Annotated in this window: 20 protein-coding genes and 1 tRNA gene; 11 read left to right on the forward strand and 10 right to left on the reverse strand. The window is 66.1% G+C overall.

Going from position 1 to position 23317, the window contains the following annotated elements; all coding sequences use genetic code 11:
• The first annotated feature begins 23 nt into the window (after positions 1-23).
• From ACSSV8_RS05110 to dacB, 3 genes are read left to right on the forward strand one after another with little or no spacing between them, the layout of a single operon-like run.
• Entirely contained in the window at positions 24-1196 is a 1173-nt protein-coding gene (locus ACSSV8_RS05110; protein WP_454281723.1) for an alpha/beta hydrolase, read from the forward strand.
• A gap of 47 nt (positions 1197-1243) precedes the next feature.
• On the forward strand, positions 1244-1858 hold the full coding sequence (locus ACSSV8_RS05115) for a nicotinate-nucleotide adenylyltransferase (protein WP_454281724.1): 615 nt from the start codon (positions 1244-1246) through the stop codon (positions 1856-1858).
• A 58-nt stretch (positions 1859-1916) separates the two neighbouring features.
• The gene (gene dacB, locus ACSSV8_RS05120; protein WP_454281865.1) at positions 1917-3419 is read left to right on the forward strand and encodes a D-alanyl-D-alanine carboxypeptidase/D-alanyl-D-alanine endopeptidase; all 1503 of its coding nucleotides are present in this window, start codon (positions 1917-1919) and stop codon (positions 3417-3419) included.
• 46 nt (positions 3420-3465) lie between these two features.
• Here dacB and ACSSV8_RS05125 read toward each other — a convergent pair whose 3' ends face one another.
• The 4 genes from ACSSV8_RS05125 to dctP all read right to left on the reverse strand — a co-directional run bounded on the left by ACSSV8_RS05125 (position 3466) and on the right by dctP (position 8153).
• Positions 3466-5052: a hypothetical protein gene (locus ACSSV8_RS05125; protein ID WP_354539945.1), complete on the reverse strand. Its 1587-nt coding sequence runs from the start codon at positions 5050-5052 to the stop codon at positions 3466-3468.
• A gap of 49 nt (positions 5053-5101) precedes the next feature.
• Positions 5102-6445 carry a TRAP transporter large permease gene (locus ACSSV8_RS05130; RefSeq protein WP_454281725.1) on the reverse strand — a complete coding sequence of 448 codons (1344 nt, stop codon included), beginning with the start codon at positions 6443-6445 and terminating at the stop codon, positions 5102-5104.
• Positions 6446-6447: 2 nt separating this feature from the next.
• Entirely contained in the window at positions 6448-6990 is a 543-nt protein-coding gene (locus ACSSV8_RS05135; RefSeq protein ID WP_454281726.1) for a TRAP transporter small permease, read from the reverse strand.
• An 89-nt stretch (positions 6991-7079) separates the two neighbouring features.
• Complete coding sequence (dctP, locus tag ACSSV8_RS05140; RefSeq protein ID WP_454281727.1) at positions 7080-8153, reverse strand: TRAP transporter substrate-binding protein DctP; 1074 nt, start codon at positions 8151-8153, stop codon at positions 7080-7082.
• A 158-nt stretch (positions 8154-8311) separates the two neighbouring features.
• Between dctP and ACSSV8_RS05145 the strand changes: the two genes are divergently transcribed.
• From ACSSV8_RS05145 to ACSSV8_RS05160, 4 genes are all read left to right on the forward strand, one after another.
• A complete protein-coding gene (locus ACSSV8_RS05145; RefSeq protein WP_354539949.1) occupies positions 8312-9112 on the forward strand; it encodes an IclR family transcriptional regulator in 801 nt (266 codons plus the stop codon).
• Positions 9113-9196: 84 nt separating this feature from the next.
• Positions 9197-10453, forward strand: coding sequence for a 3-isopropylmalate dehydratase large subunit (locus ACSSV8_RS05150; RefSeq protein WP_454281728.1), 1257 nt, complete (start codon positions 9197-9199; stop codon positions 10451-10453).
• An 11-nt stretch (positions 10454-10464) separates the two neighbouring features.
• Positions 10465-10983 (forward strand): hypothetical protein, encoded by a 519-nt coding sequence (locus ACSSV8_RS05155; RefSeq protein WP_454281729.1) that lies wholly within the window; start codon positions 10465-10467, stop codon positions 10981-10983.
• Positions 10980-11912 carry an isocitrate lyase/PEP mutase family protein gene (locus ACSSV8_RS05160; RefSeq protein WP_454281730.1) on the forward strand — a complete coding sequence of 311 codons (933 nt, stop codon included), beginning with the start codon at positions 10980-10982 and terminating at the stop codon, positions 11910-11912. Before ACSSV8_RS05155 ends, ACSSV8_RS05160 begins: the two co-directional genes overlap by 4 nt.
• 213 nt (positions 11913-12125) lie before the next feature.
• Here the strand turns inward: ACSSV8_RS05160 and mtaB are convergent, their stop codons facing one another.
• Positions 12126-13382, reverse strand: a complete 1257-nt coding sequence (gene mtaB / locus ACSSV8_RS05165; protein WP_454281731.1) for a tRNA (N(6)-L-threonylcarbamoyladenosine(37)-C(2))-methylthiotransferase MtaB — start codon at positions 13380-13382, stop codon at positions 12126-12128.
• The gene (dapF, locus tag ACSSV8_RS05170) at positions 13379-14215 is read right to left on the reverse strand and encodes a diaminopimelate epimerase (protein WP_454281732.1); all 837 of its coding nucleotides are present in this window, start codon (positions 14213-14215) and stop codon (positions 13379-13381) included. Before dapF ends, mtaB begins: the two co-directional genes overlap by 4 nt.
• Before the next feature lie 241 nt (positions 14216-14456).
• On the opposite strand from dapF, the gene ACSSV8_RS05175 reads away from it, so the two are divergent.
• Positions 14457-14532: transfer RNA gene (locus ACSSV8_RS05175), tRNA-Lys, on the forward strand.
• 185 nt (positions 14533-14717) lie between these two features.
• Here the strand turns inward: ACSSV8_RS05175 and ACSSV8_RS05180 are convergent.
• A complete protein-coding gene (locus ACSSV8_RS05180; RefSeq protein ID WP_454281733.1) occupies positions 14718-15512 on the reverse strand; it encodes a crotonase/enoyl-CoA hydratase family protein in 795 nt (264 codons plus the stop codon).
• A gap of 108 nt (positions 15513-15620) precedes the next feature.
• Here ACSSV8_RS05180 and ACSSV8_RS05185 point away from each other — a divergent pair, with 108 nt between their 5' ends.
• A complete protein-coding gene (locus tag ACSSV8_RS05185; RefSeq protein ID WP_454281734.1) occupies positions 15621-16730 on the forward strand; it encodes a pyridoxal phosphate-dependent aminotransferase in 1110 nt (369 codons plus the stop codon).
• On the opposite strand, the gene ACSSV8_RS05190 is transcribed toward ACSSV8_RS05185, so the two are convergent.
• Complete coding sequence (locus ACSSV8_RS05190; RefSeq protein WP_454281735.1) at positions 16727-18091, reverse strand: MATE family efflux transporter; 1365 nt, start codon at positions 18089-18091, stop codon at positions 16727-16729. The genes ACSSV8_RS05185 and ACSSV8_RS05190 overlap by 4 nt on opposite strands.
• 44 nt (positions 18092-18135) lie before the next feature.
• On the reverse strand, positions 18136-18933 hold the full coding sequence (locus ACSSV8_RS05195; RefSeq protein ID WP_454281736.1) for an alpha/beta hydrolase family esterase: 798 nt from the start codon (positions 18931-18933) through the stop codon (positions 18136-18138).
• Between the two features lie 177 nt (positions 18934-19110).
• On the opposite strand from ACSSV8_RS05195, the gene ACSSV8_RS05200 reads away from it, so the two are divergent.
• Both ACSSV8_RS05200 and ACSSV8_RS05205 read left to right on the forward strand, forming a co-directional pair.
• Complete coding sequence (locus ACSSV8_RS05200; protein WP_354539959.1) at positions 19111-19509, forward strand: hypothetical protein; 399 nt, start codon at positions 19111-19113, stop codon at positions 19507-19509.
• Between the two features lie 22 nt (positions 19510-19531).
• Positions 19532-21631 (forward strand): ATP-binding protein, encoded by a 2100-nt coding sequence (locus ACSSV8_RS05205; RefSeq protein ID WP_454281737.1) that lies wholly within the window; start codon positions 19532-19534, stop codon positions 21629-21631.
• A 6-nt stretch (positions 21632-21637) separates the two neighbouring features.
• Here ACSSV8_RS05205 and ACSSV8_RS05210 read toward each other — a convergent pair whose 3' ends face one another.
• Positions 21638-23293 carry an NAD+ synthase gene (locus ACSSV8_RS05210; protein WP_454281738.1) on the reverse strand — a complete coding sequence of 552 codons (1656 nt, stop codon included), beginning with the start codon at positions 23291-23293 and terminating at the stop codon, positions 21638-21640.
• Positions 23294-23317 lie beyond the last annotated feature (24 nt).

Here is a 23317-nt window from a genome sequence, read left to right on the forward strand (position 1 = left end):
GCAAACCGGAACGCGGAGCCAAGATGCGCCCTCTCTCGGCCTCTCTCGCGCTTTTGCTGGCGCTCATGCTGGCCGCCTGCGGCGGTGTCCGCAGCCTGCCTATCCTTGACGCACCCGCCGAGCCGGACTTCTTCTTCGTGAGCAACCGCATGATCGAGCGCGACGAGCCGGACAGTCTGCGGTTCAGTGTGCGGCGCGATGCGGCGATGAGCTTTGGCACGGCCCAAATCGACACGGGCGAGGGTCGCCCGCGCCTGCAAGCTGCGCGCGACACGGTGCGCTTTCCGGCCACGCCGCTTCTTTTCACGATGCAGGACGGCAGGCCCGTCCCCGACCCCGGACAGGCGCGCACCTACGAGGCCGCGCGCGCCGAGATGCGTGCCAGCCTTGCCGAGGCGCTGCGCCGGAGCGGCCGGCGCGACATCCTGCTTTATGTGCACGGCTTCAACAGCCAGTTCGACGACACGATGGCAACGCTTGCCCGGCTCTGGCAGGCAAGCGGCGCGCACACGGTGCCGGTGGCTTTTGGCTGGCCTGCGGGAAATCCCGGTGCCTTCGGCTACTTCAAGGACCGCGAAAGCGGCGAGTTCTCGGTGTTTCATCTCAAGGAGACGCTGCGCATCCTTGCCGATGTGCCGGGGCTCAACGAGATCCATATCGTCGCCCATAGCCGGGGAAGCGATGTGGTCACGACCGCGCTGCGCGAGCTGGTGATAGAGGCGCGGGCGGGCGGGCATGATCCGCGCCGGTGCCTGAAGGTCGAGAACCTGATCCTTGCCGCACCCGATCTGGATTTCTCAGTGGTGCGTCAGCGGCTCATTGCCGAACGGTTCGGCCCCGCCTTCGGCCGCATCACCGTCTATATCAACCCCGGCGACAGCGCGCTGGGCCTCGCGCAGGTGCTGCTGGCGGGCACGCGATTCGGGCGGATCTCGTTCGAGCAACTGGGCGAGGCCGAGCGCGAGATCTTCACCCGCATCCGCAACGTGGATTTCATCAATGTGAGCGCGGTCACCGGCACCTCCAGCCACAACTATTTCCGCAACAATCCCGAGGTGCTGCGCGACATGGCGCTCGTCATCGCCACCGGGGCGGTGCCCGCAAGCGGCGCGCGCAATCTTGAACCGGATGAGGGCAATTTCTGGCGGCTGGTGCAGGCCCGGCCCGCCCCGCGCATCGGCGATCCCGGCCGTTGAGCGCATTTCCGCTTTACACCGCGCGGCGCGCTGGCAATGACAGGCGCATGACCCACGGCCTGCCCTTTTCACGTCCCGGTCAGGTGATCGGCCTTCTGGGCGGCTCTTTCGATCCGCCCCATGCCGGACATCTGCATATCAGCCGCGAGGCGCTGCGCCGCTTCGGGCTTGACCGGTTGTGGTGGATGGTCAGCCCCGGCAACCCCCTGAAGCGCCACGGCCCCGCGCCATTGCCCGCGCGGATGGCGGCGGCGCGCGCCTTGGTGGATCACCCGCGCATCGCGGTCACGGATTTCGAGACGCGCGCGGGCACGCGGTTCACCGCCGAGACGCTGGCCGCGCTCCGGCGCATCTGTCCGGGGAGGCGGTTCGTGTGGCTGATGGGGGCGGACAACCTCGCGCAACTGCACCGCTGGCAGGACTGGCGCGCGATCATGGAAAGCGTGCCGGTGGGGGTGCTGGCACGGCCGGGTCAGCGCATATCGGCACGGCTCTCGGTGGCGGCGCGGGTCTATGGCGGCGCGCGGCTGGCGACCGGACAGAGCCACGCGCTCGGGGCGGCGCGCCCGCCGGCATGGTGCTTTGTCAACGTGCCGATGACGGACATTTCCTCCACCGCGCTGCGCGCGCGCGGGATCACGGCGGATGTTGCACAAAAGTGACAGTGCGCAGGCCTCATCGCGATTGCGCGGGCGGCGCGCGATTGGCTACTGTCTCGTCATGACGCAGACCTTTTCCAGACGGTTTTTCCTGACCACCAGCCTTGCCGCGCTGGCCAGCCCCGCACTGTCGGGGCCGCCCGCCACATCGCTGCGCCCGGTGGCGCGACCGGCGCGGGGTGCGGGCATCGTGGCCACGCGCGGGGCCCCCGCCGCCGAGGCGCTGATCGCCAAGGCCAATCTCTCGGGTCGGGTCGGGTTTGCGGTGGTCGATCCCGCCACGGGCCGGGTGCTGGAGGAGCAGGACGGCAGCGCCGCCTTGCCCCCCGCGAGCGTGACCAAGGCGGTCACCGCACTTTATGCGCTGGACGCTCTGGGCACGGGCCACCGGTTCGAGACCCGGCTCCTTGCCACGGGGCCGGTGGAGAACGGCGTGCTGCGCGGCGATCTGGTGCTGGCGGGGGGCGGTGATCCGACGCTCGATACCAATGCGCTGGCGGGGATGGCGGCCGCACTTAAGAAGACGGGCTTGCGCGAGGTGCGGGGGCGGTTCCGGCTCTGGGGGGGGGCGGTGCCGTTCAAGCGCGCCATCGACGAGAAACAGCCCGATCATGCGGGCTATAACCCGGCGCTGTCGGGGCTCAACCTCAATTACAACCGCGTGCATTTCGAGTGGAAGCGGCAGGGCGGTCAATATGCGGTCACCATGGACGCGCGCTCGGACCGCTACCGCCCGGATGTGACCATGGCACGGATGCGCATCGCCGACCGCGCCGCGCCGGTCTATGTCTATGCCGATGGCGGCGCGCGCGATGACTGGAGCGTGGCGCGCGGGGCGCTTGGCAATGGCGGTGCGCGCTGGCTGCCGGTGCGCAAGCCGGAGCTTTACGCAGGCGAGGTGTTTGCCACCTTCGCGCGGTCGCAGGGCATCGTGCTCGGCACACCGGAGGTGATGACGGGTGCGCCCTCGGGCCGCGTTCTGGTCACGCACAAGAGCGAGACGCTGGAGACAGTGCTGCGCGACATGCTGCGGTTTTCCACCAACCTCACCGCCGAGATGGTGGGGATCGCCGCCACCTCGCGCAGACAGGGGCGCGCGGCGACGCTGGCGCAATCGGCGCAGGCGATGAATGATTGGGCGGCGGCGAGCCTTGGCATGACGGCCGCCGCGCTGCGCGATCATTCGGGCCTCAGCGACCGCTCGCGCCTGACGGCGGCGGACATGGCGCGGGGATTGGCCGGGGCCAGGCGCGCGGCCCTCCTGCGCCCGCTCTTGCGGGAATTCACCCTGCGCGACGCCAAGGGCAACGTGGCCAGAAACCATCCCGTGAAAGTCGTGGCCAAGACCGGGACGCTCTATTTCGTCAGCACGCTGGCAGGCTATGTCACCACGCCGGGGGGCAAGGATCTTGTCTTTGCCATCTTCACCGCGAGCGACAGCCTGCGCGCGCGCATCAACCCCGCACAAGACGACAGCCCGCCCGGCGCCCGCGGCTGGAACGGCCGCGCCAAGGGTCTGCAGCAGGCCCTCATAGAGCGCTGGAGCGCCGTGCACGGGGGGTGAGGCGGGTGTTGGCATCCGATGCGTCCCCGGCATCGACCGCACCGGTTCAGTGATCCGTCCCGCAGCAATTGCCGGACAGCACATCTGCACGGACACCCGAATGGTTGACGCATCCGCCTTTCCACCAGTCGGCGCCGGCCCCATGACAGTATTTGTCATCCGCCCCGGTCATTTTCATGAACATCGGGTGATAGGTGCGACAGACTTCCAACTCGGTCCTGACCCAATGCAACGGGTCGCGGCCGTAATGGTCCCAGTAGTCGCCATCCATGTTCAGCCCCGGCACGGCCGGGTTCCACGACTCGTCGAGCCACATGTCCGGATCGCCGTAATTGGCGCAGAGTTTGCGAATTTCCGGATCGTCGAGCGCCAGCAGACGACCATCCTGGATGATCGGTTCGTTGTCGCCGTCGCGCTCGCATGTATAGGTCGGGAAATAGAGGTGCAGATGCCAATGCCCCACGAGGTGCCCGGCGCGCGCCGCCTCGCGTTCGGCCATCGAACTGATGATGGTGCCAAAGCCCATGTGGATCACGCCGGAGCGCACGCGCTCGTAGAGGCAGTTGACGAAGCCGCTGGGGAAATCCTTGCGCGGGCGGTGAATGTGCGGGTTGGTGCCGATGGAGGCTTCCCACCAGTGCATGATGCCCTTTCCGGGAAAGGTCGGATACTGGATGTCCTTTGTTCTTTCCATCACCTCGCGCAACTTGCGGCCAAATTCGCCACCCTCCTGGATTTCGGTGATCTTCGAGTTCTCGACAATCAGTCTGGTCCAGTCGCAGGGCGCGATGTGATTGGTGGTGCCCGCGATCACGCCGGTGCCGTCTTCCTTGAACGGGTGGAACATCCAGGGCCGCCCGGTGATGTGACCCGGCAGATAGGTCTTGCCGAAATGCTCGTTCCCGGTCCAGGTCGCGGCGGTCAGGTCGGGATTGTAGAATTGGCGGTCAGCATCCCAGTAATCGTCATGGTTGGTAAAGGATATGTCCGTGCCTTCCGGATCGGTGATGCGCGCGCGCTTGGCGCTGCGGATGCGGTCCCAGGTCCAGCGGTCGATGGCATTGAGCACCTCGATCGGCATGGCATGGGCCGGAGAGGCAAGGATTTCAGGGGTGATGAACGGCATCCGCTGGATCTTGATGAAGCGTTCGGCAAGGACCGGGCCACCATAGCCCATCAGGATCTTGTCGAATTCCTGCTTCTTCTCCTCCTCTTCCCACATATCCATCCATTCGGCGAGTTCCTTGGTGCGGAACAGGTAATAGTCCACCTCATCCGCCCCGATCCATTGCGGGACCGGTCCGCGGTCGATATGGCGGATGGTGTATTTCACCCCGTATTTCTCAAGGATCCGCTGGCAGGCCTCGATGGTCAGCGGAGAGTGCCAGTTGTCCACCCGCAGCATGACCCGCTCGCCGCGCCTGAGATCCCAGCAGGCATTCAGGCCATGATTGTAGGGGCGGCGCGCCACATGTTCGAGATAGGGCAACAACTGATCCGACGAAGTGATCTCCACGAAGGGCGGACAGCGCGGCGGTCGCGTGCCGCGCAGCGGCGGCTCCGGGAACCGGGGAAACGCGGCGGGCCTCATGGCTTGAGGGTCGGCCGTGCGGGGAATGTCCGTCCTGTTCATGGTCTCGTCCTTTCGGTTGGTCGCGCCGGGGCTGACCGGTGCCTGCAGGTCACATGAGAATACCGGGCAGCCAGAGCGATATGGCGGGGAAGGCAACGATCATGCCGAGCACGACAATCTCGGCCAGCAGGAACATGCCGATGCCGTAAAAGATCGTCTCGAGCCGGATACTGTTGCCGACGATCGACTTGATGACAAAGACATTCAGCCCGATGGGCGGCGTGACAAGGCCGATCTCCAGCAGCTTGATCACGACCACACCGAACCAGATCAGCGACATGCCGTAGCCATCGATGATCGGTATGGTCAGCGGAAGCGTAAGCAGGATGATCCCGATGGGATCGAGGAACATGCCCAGCACCAGATAGAAAACGACGATGATGGCGAGCACGGCGATCACCGGAATGTCCGATGCCGCGATCCAGTCACCGATGAAATTGGACAGCCCGGTGAGCGCGATGAAGCTGACATAGATCTTGCCGGCAATCGCGATGGCGAAGATCATCGAGGATTGATACACGCTCTCGCGCAGGGCCGATGCGATCTTGGCCAGGTTCAGCCGTCCCAGCAGAAGGCCCAGCACCAGTGCTGCGATGGCCCCGACGCCTGCGGCCTCGGACGGGGTGAAAAACCCCGCATAGATGCCCCCGATCACGACCGCGAACAGCACGATGATGGACCAGCACCGGCCCAGGCTACGCCAGCGTTCGGCCGGGGTGATTTTCTCGTCGGGGCGCGGCGCGGCCTCGGGTCTGAGCCGGACCCAGATATAGATGACCGCGAGATAGGCCACCAGCGACAGCAGGCCGGGGATGATCGCCGCCATGAACAGACGGGCGATGGATTGCTCGGCAAACACCCCGTAGAGGATGAACAGGATCGACGGTGGAATGAGAGAGCCGAGCGTGCCGCCTATGGCGACAGACCCGGTTGCCAGCGATTTGGAATATCCGAACCGGAGCATTTCCGGGATCGCGATGCGGCCCATTGCGGCGGCGCAGGCCACGGAAGAGCCGGTGATTGCCGAGAACCCGCCGCAACCGACGACCGACGCCATCGCGACCCCGCCCGGCAACCGCACAAGCCAGAGCCGCGCGGCGCGGTAGACATCCGTGGTAAAGCCCGCCTCGAAAGCGAGATGCCCCATCAGGATGAAAAGCGGCACCGTCGCAAGGCTGTAGCTCTTGAGGAAATCGTAAGGCCCGTTCGCAATCAGCGACAGGGTCGGTCGCCAAGCCCATTGTGCCGCGAAGTCGGCCCCGGGACGCCAGGCGAAGATGATGAATATGCCGATAGAGGCCGAGATCCCCAGCGCCGCCGCGATCGGCACCCGGATCGCCAGCAAGACCAGCGTGACGCAGAGCGCGATGAACCCGACGAGAAGCGGATCCACGGTCAGGCCTCCCTGTTGCGCGTATCGTCCGGCGCGATGTCCTCGCCCGTCACGGCAGTTTGGATGCCCTCGATGACGCTGAGCACCAGCCGCGCCACGAAGAGCAGGACCGCCGCGCCGAAGACCGCCTTCATCGGCCAGGTCGGAATCTGAAGCGTGCCGTCATAATAGGCCCCGCGCGTGATCTCGTCGGGCATGCGCCGCGCGACCATGAAGCCGATGCCGCCGAAGAATACCGCCATGGCCAGCGCGCCGAACGCCCGGAGCGCCCCCTTGGCGCGGATGCCGAGCCAGTCGGTCGTGATCGTGACCGCGATATGGCCACGCTGCCTTTCGACATAGGCGAGCGGGAGGGTGATCACGGCGACATTGAGCAGGCCCACCATCAGCAGATCATCGGGAATAGGCCGGGAAAACAGCGTCTTGCCGAGTATGGAGGAGACGATGATCAGACCCATGACCAAAAGCACGAGCCCCGCAAGGCTCAGGGCCGCAGTCTCGAGGGCAACCATCGCCTTGCGCAGCTTGTCGGCTCTTGCGATCATCTTGGGCGCTCCGGTGCTGTCAGGCGGAAGGGGGCGGATGAAGGGCGTCCGCCTGCGCGGCGGACGCATGGTCGATCAGGGCTGCGGGATCACTCCCAAGGATAGCCCTTGGCGGCAACTTCGGCAGCCCATTTTTCGGTAAGGGCGATCCACTCGCCAAAGAACGCTTTGCCGTCAATGCCCTTCTGGTCGGCCTTGGCGATCCAGTTGGCGGCATCCGCCAGCGCCACCTCGATCAGCGCCTCGCGCATCTCCGTGGGCGCACCCAGCATTTCGACGGCCTTGCCGTCGATCCCCGCGGCGAGCTTGGCCTTGGTCTCGATGCGCGAGCGGGCCATGATCCCGGCCATTTCGACGGTGAAGTCGCGGCCCAACTCATCCATCAGGGCACGCTGGTCCTCGGTCAGGCTCTGGTAGGTCCCGAGGTTCATGATGATGCCGAATCCCAGGGTCTGGCCCATGTTGATCTCGGTCATGTAGTTGGCGACCTCGTATTGCTTGTAGCCGTCGACGACGTAGTAATAGGTGGTCGATCCGTCGACCGAACCGTTGGAGAGGGCTTCATAGACATTGGGTTGCGACATTGACACGGTCGCCGCGCCGAAGGCTTCGAGCGCCGGAACATGCGCGCCCGTCGTGCGGATCGTCAATCCCTTGAGATCGTCGAGGCTGGCCACGGGCGTGTTGCGGGTGAGAAGCTGGGTGGGACCGGTCGTGTAGTTGCCGAAATACCGGACATTGAACCGCTGCGCCTCTTCCAGGGCGACGGGGTGCGTTGTCATGAGCTCATAGGCCGCCATCATGCCGATGTATTCGTCGGAAATCTCGCCCGTATCCACGACCTCATAGCTCACGAGCTGACCGGGCGCGTAGACCGGCACGATGGACCCCATGTCGGCCACGCCATCGGAAATCGCCTGCGCGGCACCGGCTGCGCCGACCAGCGCCCCGCCCCAGATGATGTCGAGGCCAAGCTCGCCGTTGGATCTCTTGCGCAGTTCCTGGTCCAGCCAGACAATACCGGACGCGCGCGCGCCGGCATTGGGGCCGAACTCGGCGAAGCGGAGTTCGCGGGTCTGTGCGTCGGCCGGGGTTGCCGTGAAGGTTGCAAGGCCTGTCAGCGCCAGCACCGCCGCACCGAGTGCGATCTTGAAGTGTTGCATTGGTATCCTCCCTTTGGGCCCGGCTTACGGGCTGCGTTCAGTGTTTGGCGGAGATCAGGCATATGTCAACTGGCAATCATAATTTCATCTGTTGAAATATACTCCGGGACGTGCCAGAGTTGCGGCGCGCAAATTGCGAAACGGGCACGAGGGCGAGCATGACACTCAACGAACGCGGCATCGCAAAGCGGGACGGCTCGACCCTGGCGCGGGTGCGTTCGGTGACGCGGGCGATCACGATTCTGAAATGCTTTTCTCCGGCGCGGATGTATCTGACGCTTGGCGAAATCGGCAGCGGTGCCGGGCTTGACGCGGGAACGGCGCGGCGGCTTCTGGTCACGCTGAGAGACAATGGCGTGATCGGACAGACGCCGGACGGGCGCTATTACCTGACCATGCAGATGATGCGCTTCGCCTCTGCCGTGCCCGAGGGGCGGTCCTTGCGGGAGGTGGCGCAAGATCACCTGCGCGCGCTTGCGGACGCGACCGGGCTGACCGTTCTGCTGTCCGTCATGCAGGACGGCAAGGCCATATGCATCGACAGGCAGCACGGCGATTCGCCGGTTCAGGTCCGTTGGTGGCCGGTTGGCGAGGCGATGCCGCTGAACTGCGGTGCCGCGCCGCGCCTCCTGCTGGCGCACATGCCCGAGGCCGAGCGGGACGCCGCCATGGAGGTGCCGCTGACGGCGATGACGCGGCACAGCACCACCAATCCCCTGGCCCTGAAAGAGCAGATCGACGCAATCCGGGCACAAGGGTGGTCGGTATCGACCGATGATGTGGTCGAAGGGCTATCGGCCCTGGCAGCCCCGGTTCGGGGCGCGGATGGAACGGTGATCGGCGCGGTTTCGCTTGGCGGATTGACGGCCGCGATCGTGGATGACGGTGGGGCCCCGCGCCGCCCGCTGCTTGCCGCGCTGGAGGCGGCCTGCGCGGGCATAGGCGCAAGCCTCCTGTAGTTTTCATCTGATGAAATCAAAATCATAAATTGACAAACCGCCCCGGACCAATACGCTGGCCGCAGTCAGAAACAGGAGGTCCGTATGGGGCTGACCATCGCCGAAAAGATTCTGGCGCGCAGCGCCGGACGCGACAGGGTCCGTGCAGGAGAGGATATCCGGGCGCGCCCGGATTTCGTCATCGCCTATGACTTTCCGGGCTACACCGATGTCATCTTCAGGCAGATGAAAGAGGAATTCGGCATCGACAGGGTCGTCGCCCCCGAACGCTTTGCGCTCTTCATCGACCACATGGTGCCGGCCGTCACCCCGGCGGAGGAAGAGCTGCACCAGATCACGCGCGACTGGGGCAAGGCGCAGGGTGTGCCTGTCTACGAGCGCAAGGGCATCGGTCACCAGGTCGCCGCAGAGCTTGGCTATGCGACGCCGGGGGCCTTCGCGGTGCATTTTGACGGGCATATCTCGCAACTGGGCACGTTCGGCACATTCGCCCTTGGCCTGCGGCGGCACCTGCTCGAGGCGTTCGTCAAGGAGCATATTCTCATCAACGTGCCGCAAACGGTGCGCGTCAATCTGACCGGCACACTGCGACCGGGCGTGATGGCGCGCGACATCTTTCACCACATCGTGCGCGAGATCGGCAGTTCCGCCTGCCGCTTCAAGGTGCTCGAACTGGCCGGGCCGGTGATCGACGCCCTGTCGCTGGAAGGCCGGCAATCCATCACCTGCCTTGCGATGTTCACCGGTGCGATCACCGCGATCATCAATCCCGACAAGACCGCTCTCGATTACGCGCGCCCAAGGGCCAGGGCGAAAATAGAGCCGCTGTTCTCGGATGACGATGCGGATTACGCAGCGCAGCACACCATCGACATTTCCGATCTGGAGCCGGTCGTCGTCATCCCGCCAAGCCCTGCGAACACGCAGAAGCTTTCCGACCATCTCGGCACCGAGGTGCATCTGGGGTATCTGGGGTCCTGTGCCTCGGGGCGGCTGGAGGATCTGCGCATCGCGGCCCGGGTGTTGAAGGGACGACAGGTCAAGCCGGGGTTTCAGTTGAACGTCGTGCCGACCAGCCAGGCAATCATGTGGCAAGCGGCGGAAGAGGGCATCATAGCCGATCTGGTCGCGGCCGGTGCCTTCGTGACGTCGTCATCCTGCGATTACTGCTTTGGTCGGATGGGCGTCATGTCCGCCGGGCAGAGGGCGGTCTCGACGGGCACGCTGAACGTGCGCGGACGCATGGGCAGCCGCGACTCCGAGATTTTCATCGTCAACGCTGCGGCAGTCGCCGCCGCCGCGATAGAAGGCAAGATCGCCGATCCGCGCGACTATCTCTGAAGGAGGCCGACGTGACTTTGAAAAACCTGCGTGGCCGCGTGGCCTGGATTTTCGACGAGCCGGATTTCGACATCGACGACATCGTCGGTGTCGCGAACATCAAGCTGAAGGACCCCGAGAAGCTGGCCGAGGTCGCCATGAAGGAATTCGATCCCGATTTTGCCGACAAGATAAAACCGGGTGACGTTCTCATCGGCGGCGAGAATTTCGGCTACGGCCATCCGCACTATCCGCCGATGATCGCAATGCGGCATCTCGGTCTGGCCGGGGTGATCGCCGAAAGCTTTTCGCCGGGCTACTGGCGGGGCGAGATCGCCATGGGCTTCGCTCAGGCGGCCTGTCCGGGCATCCTTGGCGCCGTGTCGCGCTGGGATGAGATAGAACTCGATTGGGCGCGCAACCTGTTTCGCAATCTGACCACCGGGGCCGAACTGCCGGTCGAGCCATTGTCCGAAGGGGACCGGATGATGCTCGCCCATGGCGGGCTCATCGGCTACCTTCATGCCCGCGACAGGGAGACCAGCGCATGACACCCACCACCAAGACGGAAATCGCCGCGCAATTGCGTGCGGGCAGGACACTCTGGGCCGCCGGTGCCTATGACGCGCTCTCGGCCAAGCTGGCCGAACAGGCCGGTTTCGATGCAATCATGAGCACCGGCTTCGGCATCTCGGCCTCGCATCTCGGGGCCCCCGATGTCGAACTCTACACCATGACCGAAAACCTCGGGGTTGTCTCGCGCATGGTCGATGCGGTCGAGGTGCCGGTGATTGCCGATACCGATACGGGATATGGCAATGCCCTGAACGTCATGCGGACCGTGCGCGCCTTCGAGAAGGCAGGGGTGACCGCGATGATCTTCGAGGATCAGCTTGCCCCGAAACGGTGCCCTGCCGCCGCAGGCCGCATCGAGATTCTGACGCCGGAGGAACACGCGGCCAAGATACGTGCCGCCGTCGAGGCGCGCCGCGACCCCGACACGATCATCATTGCCCGCACCGACGCGGCGACCGAGGCAGAGGCGATCATGCGCGGGCGGCTCTACGTTCAGGCGGGGGCCGATCTGATCCAGCCGATTTCGCGCTGCTTTCACGATATTGCCGGATTGACGCGCCTGCGCGAGGCCGTGGGCGTTCCGCTCTCGCTCCAGATCCTCGGATGGCTTGAGACCGATCTGAAGCCCGAAGAGATCGAGGCGGTTGCCGGACTCGCGGTTTTCCCTCTCGTCGCGTTGATGAGCGCGACCGAGGCGATGCGCCGGAACATGGCAACGCTGCGGAACGGCTACAGCACGCGCACACTGCCCCAGCCGGTTACGTCCATGTCCGAATTCAAGGAGTTGATTGGATTTGCCAAGGCCGAATCGGCGCAGGACAGGTTCCTGTTGGGCGACCCGCCCTCGAGCGACCGCGACAAAAATCTGGCCGCGGCGATGGACAAGGTGTTCGGCGATACGTGATCGCGCGTTGCATCCCCGAAAACGTCGTCGTCATGATGCAAGCGGTCCAAGCGACAGAACCGAGCCCGGTCGACGCTGCCAGGCATGGAGCGTCCTTGCAAACGATCCCGCGCTTGTGCCCGGCCGCTCAGGGGGCGGACGGGTCGCGCATCAGGGCGGCCAGCGCCGCGCGGTCCGGGCGCAGCCCGTCGCGCTCCGCGTGAGATGCAGCGCTCAGCCTGCCAGAAGTTGCGTTTCAGTGTGCCCGGTGATCGTGGCGGGCACAATCGCGCCCTCGGGGCGGTCGCTGTCGAAAAGCACTTCGGTGAATTGCTCCGTGCGGCCCATCCGGGGGCTTTCCATCAGCACCCGGTGCGCGCGGCCCTGCTGTGCGGCCAGATGCGCCGCGACCCGCGCGACACCGGCCTCGCGCAGCCGCGCGGCGCGCGCCTTGATCGCGGCACCGGGAACCTGCGGCATCTTCGCGGCGGGGGTGCCGGGGCGGGGCGAATAGGGAAAGACATGCAGCCAGGTCAGGTGGCACTCCTCCACCAGTCGCAGCGAATTGGCAAAATGCGCCTCCGTCTCGGTCGGGAAACCGGCGATGATATCGGCGCCGAATGTCATGTCGGGGCGCAGACGGCGGGCATCTTCGGCAAAGCGAATGGCATCATCCCGCAAATGCCGCCGCTTCATCCGCTTGAGAATCAGGTTATCGCCATGTTGCAGGCTCAGATGCAGATGCGGCATGAGGCGAGGCTCGGTGGCAATGGCCTGCATCAGGTTCTCATCGACCTCGATGGAATCGATGGAGGAAATGCGCAGGCGCGGCAAATCCGGCACCAGCCGCAGGATGCGCATCACCAGATCGCCGAGTTTCGGCTGTGCGGGCAGATCCGCCCCCCAGCTTGTCAGGTCCACGCCGGTCAGCACCACCTCGTGATAGCCCGCCCCGACCAACCGCTTGATCTGATCGACCACGACGCCCGCCGGAACGCTGCGCGAATTGCCACGGCCATAGGGAATGATGCAGAAGGTGCAGCGGTGATCGCAACCGTTCTGCACCTGAACATAGGCGCGGGAGCGTGTGCCGAAACCGTCGATCAGATGCCCCGCCGTCTCGGTCACGGACATGATGTCATCGACCTGCACGCGCTCGGTATCCCCGATGAAATCGGCAGCGAGACGGCCCCAGGTATCGGCCTGCATCTTCTCGGTATTGCCGATGACGGCATCGACCTCTGCCATGGCGGCGAAGGTCTCGGGCTCTGTCTGGGCCGCGCAACCGGTCACGATCAGGCGGGCACCGGGGTTCTCGCGGCGCAAGCGCCGGATCTCCTGCCGTGCCTTGCGCACCGCCTCGGATGTGACGGCGCAGGTGTTGACGACGACCGCGCCCGACAGGCCGGCCTGCGCGGCCAGTTCCTTCATCGCCTCGGTCTCATAGGCGTTGAGACGACAGCCAAGCGTTGTGAATTTCGGCGCGTTCATGCGTTGGCCCTGAGGAAATCGGGCGTCAGCACGCCGCTGGCCACATGCGCCGTCTCGCCGGTCATCCAGACGCCATCCGCGCGCCAGTCGATCTCCAGCGTGCCGCCATCGAGCGTGATCCGCACCCGCCGCCCCGTGAGCCCGCGCCGCGCAGCCGCCACCGCCGTGGCACAGGAGGAAGAGCCGGAGGCGAGTGTCACGCCCACGCCCCGCTCCCAGACGCGCATCCGCAGATGATCGGGCGCAATCAGGCTCGCCACCTGCACATTGGTGCGCGCGGGGAAAAGCGGGTGATGCTCGATGCGCGGGCCGATGTCGTCGAGCGCCACCGCCCCGGCATCCTCGACGAAAAACGTGCAATGCGGGTTGCCCATGCCGGTGCCCACGGGATCGCCCTCGATCGGCAGATGCAGGCTGTCCATCTCTCGGGCAAGCGGAATATCCCGCCAGTCAAGTTGAGGCTGACCCATGTTGACCGAGGTGCGGCCGCCGCCGGCATCGACCGCCGCGAGCATCCCGCGCGCGGTCGTGAGCCGCAGCGCGGATTTGCCCGTCTCGTCCATCAGGTGCCGCGCGATGCAGCGCGTGGCATTGCCGCAAGCCGCCGATTCGGAGCCATCGGCATTGTAAAAGGTCAGATGCGCATCGGCCCCCTCGGCCCCGTCGATCACCGCAAGCTGGTCGAAGCCTAGCCCGCAATGCCGGTCGGCAATGGCACGGATGAGCGCAACCGAGAGTGTCGGCGCACGCTCCCGCCCGTCAATGACAACAAAGTCATTGCCCAGCCCGTGCATCTTCATGAAGGGCAAACCGGTATCCGCGCGCGTGTCCATTGCTCGCGCATATACGCCCGCGCGGAACGGAATTCCAGCGCCCGCGACAGAAGCCGCGTTTTCGGGGTTGACCCTTCCCGCCCGCCTTTCTAGATACCGCCCCTAATGGACCGCTAACGCAGTTGTCAGACCAACTGACGTTAAAAAACGGTCCGGGACGACATAACTGGTTGTTCCTTCGGGATGAAACAGTTTAAGACGGGACGCTGGGTCGGCTTTCGGGCGGTCCGGTACTTGAGATGGGCCGTTAGCTCAGTTGGTAGAGCAACTGACTTTTAATCAGTGGGTCGCAGGTTCGAATCCTGCACGGCTCACCATCTTTCCCCGTGAAATCAGGTGGCGCAGAGCGCTAGCTGTGCGGAGCCTTGTGCGAACGGCACGCTGACAAGCTGAAATTCGCCGCAAACGCCCCCGTGCCGTCATCCGACCGCTGCGATGAAACCGGCCGGCACAGGACCCGACACCCTGCCGTGAAAAGGCACCCCATGCCCGGCCGAAACCTCTAACCCTTCCTGCCGAAGACCGGCGCGCGCTTGGCCATGTTGGCGGAGATCTGTTCCATCTGGTCGGGCTGGCCGACAAGGGCCGCCTGTTCACGGCTCTCTTCCATGAGGATCGTGGCCTCGTCCGCTCCACTTTCTGCCATTGAAATCAGACGCTTGGCGGCGCGGATGGCCGAGGGGCTGCGGGTGGCGACCTCTGCGGCCAGGTCGCACGCGGCGGCGAGCGGGTCCTCGGCCACCTCGCTGACAAGGCCCCAGTCCGCGGCCTGCACGGCGGGGACGGGCCGGGCGGTATAGGTCAGGTGCCGGATCACGTCCGAGCGAGTAAGGCGCGGCAAAAGCGCCATGCCGCCCATATCGGGGATCAGCCCCCATTTCATTTCCATGATGGCCAGTTGCGCATCCGGTGCCGCGAGGCGGATATCGGCCCCGAGCGCAAGCTGGAACCCCGCGCCATAGACCGCCCCATGAAGTGCCGCGATCACCGGCACGGGGAGTTTGCGCCAGACCATCGCCACCTCCTGAAAGAGGTTGGTCGTGCCATGTGTGCGCGGCAGAATGAGCGCCTCGGGGTCGCCACGGGCAAGGGCCGCGAAGCTCATCACATCGAGACCGGCGCAAAATGAGTGCCCTTCACCGGAAAGCACAACGGCGCGGATATCGGCCTCCATCAGCGCGTGACCGGCGGCGACGATGGCCTCGGCCATCTCGGGATCGACGGCGTTGCGCTTGTCGGGGCGGGTGAGGGTGACATGGGCGATGTGACCCTTGATCTCGGTGGTGACGCGGGGCATGAGCGGTCCTCCTTTGCGGCGATGAAACACGCACGAGGCCCCGCTGGCCAGAGGAACGTGGCGGCAGGCCCTTGCCGCACACCCCCGCATCCCGTTATCTCTGCATCCATGACCCATCCGCGATACACCCCGCTGATCCAGAGCCTGCCCGCCGCCGTGCCCTTTGTCGGCCCCGAGGAGCAGGAGCGCGCGCGCGGCGCACCCTTTGCCGCGCGGCTGGGGGCCAACGAGAACCTCTTCGGCCCCTCGCCCGCCGCGCTGGAGGCGATGCGCCATGAGGCGGCGGAGGTCTGGAAATACGGCGACCCGACAAGCCACGATCTGCGCGCGGCACTGGCGGCGCATCTGGGCGTGGCGCTTGGAAACGTGCTGGTGGGTGAGGGGATCGACGGGCTATTGGGCAATCTGGTGCGGCTGCTTGTTGCCCCCGGCGACCGGGTGGTAACCTCGGACGGGGCCTATCCGACCTTCAACTACCATGTCGCGGGCTTTGGTGGCGTGCTCGACAGGGTGCCCTATGCCAATGACGCCGAGGACCTGCCCGCGCTCATCGCCCGCGCGCATGAGGTGGGCGCGAAGCTCATCTATTTCGCCAATCCCGACAATCCGATGGGATCATGGGTGCGGGGCGCGGCCATTTCCGCGGCGCTCGATACCCTGCCCGAGGGCTGCGTGCTGTGCCTCGACGAGGCCTATATCGAGTTCGCCCCCGAGGGCACCGCGCCCGACATCGCCGCCGACGATCCCCGCGTGATCCGGATGCGCACCTTTTCCAAGGCTTACGGGATGGCGGGCGCGCGGATCGGCTATGCGGTGGCCGAGGCGGGGTTGATCAAGGCGTTCGACAAGGTGCGCAACCATTTCGGCATTAACCGGATGGCGCAGGCGGGCGCGCTTGCCGCGCTCAATGATCCTGCGTGGCTTGCGCATGTGCAGGCCGAAGTGGTCCGCGCACGGGCCGGGATCGCCCGGATCGCGGCGGAAAACAACCTGACCGCCCTGCCATCAGCCACCAATTTCGTGACGGTCGATTGCGGGCGCGACGGCGATTTCGCCCGCCGCGTGCTGGGATCGCTGGTGGCGCAGGGTGTGTTCGTGCGGATGCCGTTTGTCGCGCCGCAGGATCGCTGCATCCGTATAAGCTGTGGCCCTGAGCGGGCGTTGGCGGTTCTGGCCGGGGCGCTGCCCGCGGCGCTGGAAGCGGCGCGGGTAGGTTAACGGCGCTCTGCCGCCAGACGCGGCACCGACCAGCCCCAGAAGCGCACCAGCATGAACACCCCCGCCAGCGCCAGCCCGGCGGCAAGGCCAAGCCAGATGCCGGGACCGCCCAGGCCGAAGGTAAAGCCCAAAAGATAGCTCACCGGCACGCCGACGGCCCAATAGCTCAACCCCGCGATGACCATGGGCACGCGCGTGTCCTGCACCCCGCGCAAGAGGCCAAGCGCCATGACCTGCGCCGCATCCACCAGCTGAAACAGCGCCGCCGCCGCCAGGAGCGTCACGCCGATGCCGATCACCGCCGCGCGGTCGGGCTCGTCGGGCGCGAGAAAGAGGCCGATCAGCACCTGCGGCATCGTCAGGAACATGATGACCGTAAAGAGCGCCACCGTGGCCGAGACCGCCAGCACCACCTTTGCCCCGTCACGCAAGCCCTGCACGTCACCGCGCCCCTGCGCCTGCCCCGCGCGCACCGTGGCCACGTTCGAGAGGCCCACATGGACCATGAACATCACCGATGTGACCTGAAGCCCGATACCGTGCGCGGCCAGCGGCAAGGTGCCGAGCCAGCCCATCATCACCGAAGAGGCGGCGAAAAGGCCCACCTCGGCCAGATTGGTCAACCCGATGGGCCAGCCGAGGCGAAAGACACGGCCAAACGCCTCACGATCCGGTCGCCAGAACCGCTGAAAGAGCGCGTGTTCGGGCGTGGCACGGGTGACATAGATCGCCAGCACCACCATCGAGGCGAGGTTGACCAGAAGCGAAGCCACCGCCGCGCCCTTCACGCCCATCTCGGGCAGGCCGAAATTGCCGAAGATCAGCGCGTAATTGATCACGATATTGAGCGCGACCGCCGCCAGCGTCACCCAGAGCACCACGCCCGTGCGCTCCAGCGCGGCGAGGTAGGATTTGAGCACCATCACCATGAGCGCGGGCAGGATGCCCCAGCCCGCGATGCCCAGATAATCGGCGGCCAGCGCCGAGGTGGCGGGCTCCTGCCCCAGCCAGCCAAAGACCGCGCGCGACCCCAGCATCGCGGGCAGGGTCAACAGGCCAAAAAGCGCCGAGGCCCAGAGGCCCATCCGCGTCACCCGCCGGACCTGCGCCCCCTCGCCTGCCGCCGCGGCGCTTGCCACCATCGGCATCACCGCCCAGGCAAAGCCCGATCCCATGATGAAGAGCACGAAGAAGAGCGTGCCGCCCAGCACCTCGGCGGCCAGCGCCTCGACCGAATACCAGCCCAGCATGATCGCATCCGTGAGCGTGATGGCGAACTGCGCCACATGGCTGCCGATGAGCGGCAGGCCAAGCCCCAGAATGGCGCGCAGATGCTGGCGATATGACAGGCGGGCGGACATGGCCCTCGCCTATGCCGGAGGCGCGGCGGAGGCAAGAGGCAGGCTCAGAACCGCCCCGCCGCCGCGAGCCGGTTCAGGGCGAAGAGGAGGTCATTGTTGCGGAACGCATGTCCGCCGGGATGCAGGCAGAGATCGAGGATCGCGCCCTCGGGATTGCGCCTTTGAGTGCAGGCGAGATCGCCCGTCCGCGTCTCGCCCGCTGCCGCGAATCCGCCGAACCGGGCGTAGAAATCGAGCACATCGCGCACATCGCCCTGCCAGGTCTCGCGGATCGGGCGGCCTTCCATCGGCACGGTCGGATCACTCGTGCCGTGGAGATGCACCACGCTCGCGGGCGGGGCTGCGCAGGTCTCGGGCGCGCGCTGCCAGAAGGTGCCCGAGATGGCGACAAAGCCCGCAAAGCGCTCGGGCATGGTGCAGGCCAGCGTCCAGACCATCATCGCACCGGCCGAGAACCCGGCAGCCACCAGCCGCCGCTCGTCGATGTCAAAGCGACGCGCCGCATCCGCGATCACCGCCTCGACATAGGCGGTCTCCTCCTGTCCGGTGGCTTCGGGATGGCCCGGCACATGCGGGATCACCCAGTCATCGCTGAGCGATTTCAACGCGATGAGCGCCAGCCCCCGTTCCGAGAGAGCGCGCCGCAGCGCACCGTTGCGCATCACCCCCGCCGCCGAACCGCGATAGCCATGGGCATAGACCACAGCCCCCGTCGTGGCCGTCCCCTCGGGCAGCGCGATGCGGTAATGCCGGTCGCCGAGCACGCAATCGCTCTCGGCCCCGCAGGCCAGCGCACCGCCGCCGAGGACACAGAGAATCGCACCGATGATCGCCTGCCGCATGTCGCCTCCCCGGCTCATCCTGCGCGGAGTCATGGACCGGACAAGTCACAACTCCGTGCCCGGCGCGGTGCGATCACGCGGATGTGATCGGCTGGACGGCGAAAAGAAACGGTTTGGTAAGGTCGTTCGGCTTGGATGTCCCCGAGGGCACATGACCAAAAGGGAAACGCGACGCCGATGACACGCCTGACCACCCTCCTGATCCTTGTCCTCGGCCTGTGGCCCCTGCCGCACGCGGCCGCCGCGCAGACGCTGAGCGAATTGCGCACACAGCTTCAGGCCACGCTTCAGCGCACTCTCGGGCGCAGCATGATCGACGGGGCGTTGCACCATGTGGATCTCGAAACCGGGGACCTGCGCACCTATTACCCGACCGAGAATCACGAAATCATCCTGCGCATGGGCGATGTCTACGTGATGTGTGCCACGCTGGTCGATACGACGGGGCGCGACGTGCCGGTCGATTACTACCTCGTCCAAAGCGGCGGGCGATTTGGCGTGGTGCGCATGGAAATCGACAATCGTGCACCACTTCAGGCCCTGATGGACGCCGGCCGCGCCCGACGGCTGCAATAGGCAGGGCGCAGAAGACATGGGCATGAGCGCCACGACCGATCCGCGCACGCCGACGCTTGGCCTCTATCTGCGGCTCGCGGCGGTCATGATTCCCACCTTCCTGCTTTTCGCGGGCACGGGGCTCTGGTGGCTGAGCGGCAAGAACCTGTTGCGCAGCGAAGAGGCAATGGCCATGCGCATCGGCAACGCCACCGCGCGGCTGGGCGGCGCGCTCGAACGCTTCAGCGATCAGGCCGACGGGGCCGTGGACTGGCAGAATCCGCATGTGCGCGACCTGATGCAGACGCTTCTGGGCGACCCGGCAATCCGCTGCGTCGAGCTGCGCGATCCGGCCTCGGGCCTGTCGCTGGCCGTGGTCCCCGCAGGGCTGGGCTGTGCCGGGGCCGAGGGCGCGCTCGCCCTGCCCTACGAGGTCTATTCCTGGCCCATCACCGAGCTTGTCACCCGCTTCGACGAGCGCGAGATCGCCGCCGTCAAACGCTACCAGCGCGATCTTCTGCTGTTGCTGCTGGCAGGCGGCATCGTGATCGCCACGCTGGCCAACTGGCTGTCGTTCCGCATCATCGTGGGCCGCCCGCTGCGGCGACTGATCGGACGGCTCGAGGCCGCGCGTGCCGCCGCCATCGCCGCCAACGAGGCGAAATCCGAGTTTCTCGCCAAGATGAGCCACGAAATCAGGACACCGATGAACGGCATCATCGGCATGGCCGATCTTCTGTCAGAGACCGCACTGAGCCCCGAGCAGGACGGTTATGTGCGCACCATGGTGCGCTCGGGCGATGCGCTTCTGACGCTCATCAACGACATTCTGGATTTCTCCAGGATCGAGGCGGGCAAGCTTGACCTCACGCGGGAACCATACCGCCTGTGCGAGATCGTCGAGGATGTCACGCAGTTGCTTGCGCCGCTCGCCGCGCGCAAGGGGATCGAACTTTTCAGTCATGTCGCACCCGATCTTCCCGAGGTGATGATCGGCGATGCCGGGCGGCTGCGGCAGATCCTCGTCAATATTGCCGGCAATGCGGTCAAGTTCACGCTGGACGGTCATGTGGCGATGGAGGTCGCGCGCGCGGGGCCCGGAGAAATCACCATCCGCGTGACCGACACCGGCATGGGTATTCCCGCAGATCAGCAGCACAGGGTGTTCGCCGCCTTCGAACAGGCCGATAACGGGGCCGCGCGCGCCTTTGGTGGCACCGGGCTCGGCCTTGCGGTAAGCCGCCAGCTTGTCACGCTCATGGGGGGACGGATCGCGCTTGCCTCGGAGGAGGGGCGCGGCACCTGTTTCACCGTCACGCTGCCGCTTGTGCCCGACTGCGCGCACGAGGGACGGGCCGCGCTACCGCTCAGGCCACAGGGCGCGCCTGCGCCGGTGATCTGGCTGGCCGACCCGCTCAGCGACCGCCGCGCCGGACTTGAAACGCTGCTCACGCATCTGGGGGCCGAGGTTCGCGCCACGCAGAGCGCGGCGACCCTGCCCGAGGCGGGTTGCCCGGACCTGATCATGCTTGACGAGGCCGCCGGACGGCTGGCGTCTTGCCCCGACGTGCCGCGCCTCTTGATGACCGGCGCACCGGCCTGCGCGCCCAAGGGCGGCGCGGCGCTGCGCAAGCCCTTGCGCGAGGGCGCGCTTGTTGACGCGTTGCGGCGGCTACTGGGGGAACCCCGGGGCACGGCGTCCCCGGTGCCCCCGCCCGTCCTGCCAGCGCCGACCAAATGGGCAGTCGGGTTGGACATTCTGGCGGTTGATGACAACGCCACCAACCGCTTGCTGATCGAGCGGTATTTCAGCGGCTCAGGGGCGGTGCTGCGGATGGCGGCGAGCGGGGCGGAGGCCGTTTCGCTCTATGCAGAGGCCCCCGCGCGGCTGGTGCTGATGGATGTCTCGATGCCCGGCATGGACGGCTATCAGGCGGCGGGCCTCATCCGCACGCAGGAGCGCGCGCACGACTGGCCGCCCGCGCATATCGTTGCCGTCACGGCCAATGTGCTCGACCAGCACCGGCAGGCGGCGCATCTGGCGGGCATGGACGGGTTCATGCCCAAGCCTTTGCGCAAGGCCGATCTGGTGGCCTATATCGCGCGTTTGCGCGACGAGGCTGCCCCGCACGCCGCCGAGTGACGCGCCTCAGCGGTCGCGCCAACGGTTGACGATCGGATAGCGCCGGTCAAGCCAGAACGCACGCGCGGTCAGGCGCGTGCCCGGGGCGGACTGAAAGCGCTTGTATTCGCTGATATAAAGCAGGTGCTCGACGCGGCGGGCATCGGCCTCGTCATGGCCCGCCGCGACGCAATCGGCAATCGCGCCATCCTGATCGACGAGGATCTCGAGGATGCCGTCCAAAACCGGGTAATCGGGCAGCGAATCGCTGTCCTTCTGATCGGCGCGCAACTCGGCGCTCGGCGGCTTGTCGATCACGCGCGGCGGGATCAGCGCGCCGGCAGGCCCCGCCATCCACGCGCGGTGATGGGCGTTGCGCCAGCGGCAGATGTCAAACACGCGTGTCTTGTAGAGATCCTTGATCGGGTTATAGCCGCCTGCCATGTCGCCGTAGATCGTGGCATAGCCCACCGCCACCTCGGACTTGTTGCCGGTGGTGAGCAGCATCTCGCCGAACTTGTTGCTGAGCGCCATGAGCAACAGGCCGCGCAGGCGCGACTGGATGTTCTCCTCGGTCAGGTCCGCCTCCATCCCCTCGAAGAGCGGCGCGAGGATCGTTGCGATTGCCGCGCGCCCCTCGGCAATCGGCACGAAATCATAGCGACACCCGAGATTTTTGGCCACCGCCTGCGCGTCCTCCAGCGAGGCACGCGAGGTATATTCCGAGGGCAGCATCACGCAGCGCACATTCTCCGCGCCCAGCGCATCGACCGCGATGGTGGCGACAATCGCGCTGTCCACCCCGCCCGAAAGGCCCAGCAAAACCTTCGAAAAACCTGCCTTGCGCAGGTAGTCGCGCAAGGCCAGAACCATGGCGTGATAATCCTGCTCGAGATCGTCGGGCAGATGGGCAAGCGGGCCGGGATCGGCGCGCCAACCCTCGGCCCCGCGCACGAAATCCACATGCGCCACCGCCTCTTCGAACATCGGCAGTTGCAGCGCCAGCGCGCCGCCGGGGTTGAGCACGAAAGAGCCGCCGTCGAAGACCTGATCGTCCTGCCCGCCGAGAAGATTGAGATAGACGAGTGGCAAGCCGGTCTCGATCACGCGGGCGACCATCAGGTTTTGCCGCACGGCCATCTTCTCGCGGTAATGCGGCGAGCCGTTGGGCACGAGTAGGATTTCGGCCCCGGTCTCGGCCAGGGTCTCGGCCACGTCCGCGTGCCAGGCGTCCTCGCAGATGGGCGAGCCGATGCGCACCCCCGCAACCGCATAGGGCCCGGTCACCGGGCCACTGGCATAAAGCCGCTTTTCGTCGAACACCGTCTCGTTGGGCAGGTGATGCTTGAGCACGCGCGCCGTCACACGCCCACCTTGCAGGATGTAATAGGCGTTATAAAGCCCGACGCCCTCGAGCGCCGGGCCGCCGATGGCGAGCGCGGGGCCATGGGCGCAGTCGCGCGCAAGAGCCTCTATCGTGGCGATGGCGGCCTGATGAAAGGCCGGTTTCAGCACCAGATCCTGCGGGTTGTAGCCGGTGACGAACATCTCGGGCAGCGCCACGAGATCGGCCCCCGCCGCGCGCCCCGTCTCCCAGGCCTGCCGCGCCAGCGCCGCGTTGCCCGCCAGATCGCCCACCGTGGGGTTGAGTTGTGCCAGTGTCAGGCGAAACCGGTCTGCCATGCGCGCCCCCTTGCCGCTTCTGCC

This window comes from Roseovarius sp. MBR-79, from assembly GCF_053628555.1.

What these genes read in the sequence shown, in the direction of transcription:
- ACSSV8_RS05185 (WP_454281734.1), top strand. Translation starts at nt 15,621, where the DNA reads ATGACCCATCCGCGATACACCCCGCTGATCCAGAGCCTGCCCGCCGCC.
- ACSSV8_RS05160 (WP_454281730.1), top strand. Translation starts at nt 10,980, where the DNA reads ATGACACCCACCACCAAGACGGAAATCGCCGCGCAATTGCGTGCGGGC.
- ACSSV8_RS05210 (WP_454281738.1), bottom strand. Translation starts at nt 23,293, where the DNA reads ATGGCAGACCGGTTTCGCCTGACACTGGCACAACTCAACCCCACGGTG.
- ACSSV8_RS05190 (WP_454281735.1), bottom strand. Translation starts at nt 18,091, where the DNA reads ATGTCCGCCCGCCTGTCATATCGCCAGCATCTGCGCGCCATTCTGGGG.
- dctP (WP_454281727.1), bottom strand. Translation starts at nt 8,153, where the DNA reads ATGCAACACTTCAAGATCGCACTCGGTGCGGCGGTGCTGGCGCTGACA.
- ACSSV8_RS05125 (WP_354539945.1), bottom strand. Translation starts at nt 5,052, where the DNA reads ATGAACAGGACGGACATTCCCCGCACGGCCGACCCTCAAGCCATGAGG.
- ACSSV8_RS05150 (WP_454281728.1), top strand. Translation starts at nt 9,197, where the DNA reads ATGGGGCTGACCATCGCCGAAAAGATTCTGGCGCGCAGCGCCGGACGC.
- ACSSV8_RS05200 (WP_354539959.1), top strand. Translation starts at nt 19,111, where the DNA reads ATGACACGCCTGACCACCCTCCTGATCCTTGTCCTCGGCCTGTGGCCC.
- mtaB (WP_454281731.1), bottom strand. Translation starts at nt 13,382, where the DNA reads ATGAACGCGCCGAAATTCACAACGCTTGGCTGTCGTCTCAACGCCTAT.
- ACSSV8_RS05145 (WP_354539949.1), top strand. Translation starts at nt 8,312, where the DNA reads ATGACACTCAACGAACGCGGCATCGCAAAGCGGGACGGCTCGACCCTG.
- ACSSV8_RS05135 (WP_454281726.1), bottom strand. Translation starts at nt 6,990, where the DNA reads ATGATCGCAAGAGCCGACAAGCTGCGCAAGGCGATGGTTGCCCTCGAG.
- dacB (WP_454281865.1), top strand. Translation starts at nt 1,917, where the DNA reads ATGACGCAGACCTTTTCCAGACGGTTTTTCCTGACCACCAGCCTTGCC.
- ACSSV8_RS05180 (WP_454281733.1), bottom strand. Translation starts at nt 15,512, where the DNA reads ATGCCCCGCGTCACCACCGAGATCAAGGGTCACATCGCCCATGTCACC.
- ACSSV8_RS05195 (WP_454281736.1), bottom strand. Translation starts at nt 18,933, where the DNA reads ATGCGGCAGGCGATCATCGGTGCGATTCTCTGTGTCCTCGGCGGCGGT.
- dapF (WP_454281732.1), bottom strand. Translation starts at nt 14,215, where the DNA reads ATGGACACGCGCGCGGATACCGGTTTGCCCTTCATGAAGATGCACGGG.
- ACSSV8_RS05115 (WP_454281724.1), top strand. Translation starts at nt 1,244, where the DNA reads ATGACCCACGGCCTGCCCTTTTCACGTCCCGGTCAGGTGATCGGCCTT.
- ACSSV8_RS05205 (WP_454281737.1), top strand. Translation starts at nt 19,532, where the DNA reads ATGAGCGCCACGACCGATCCGCGCACGCCGACGCTTGGCCTCTATCTG.
- ACSSV8_RS05110 (WP_454281723.1), top strand. Translation starts at nt 24, where the DNA reads ATGCGCCCTCTCTCGGCCTCTCTCGCGCTTTTGCTGGCGCTCATGCTG.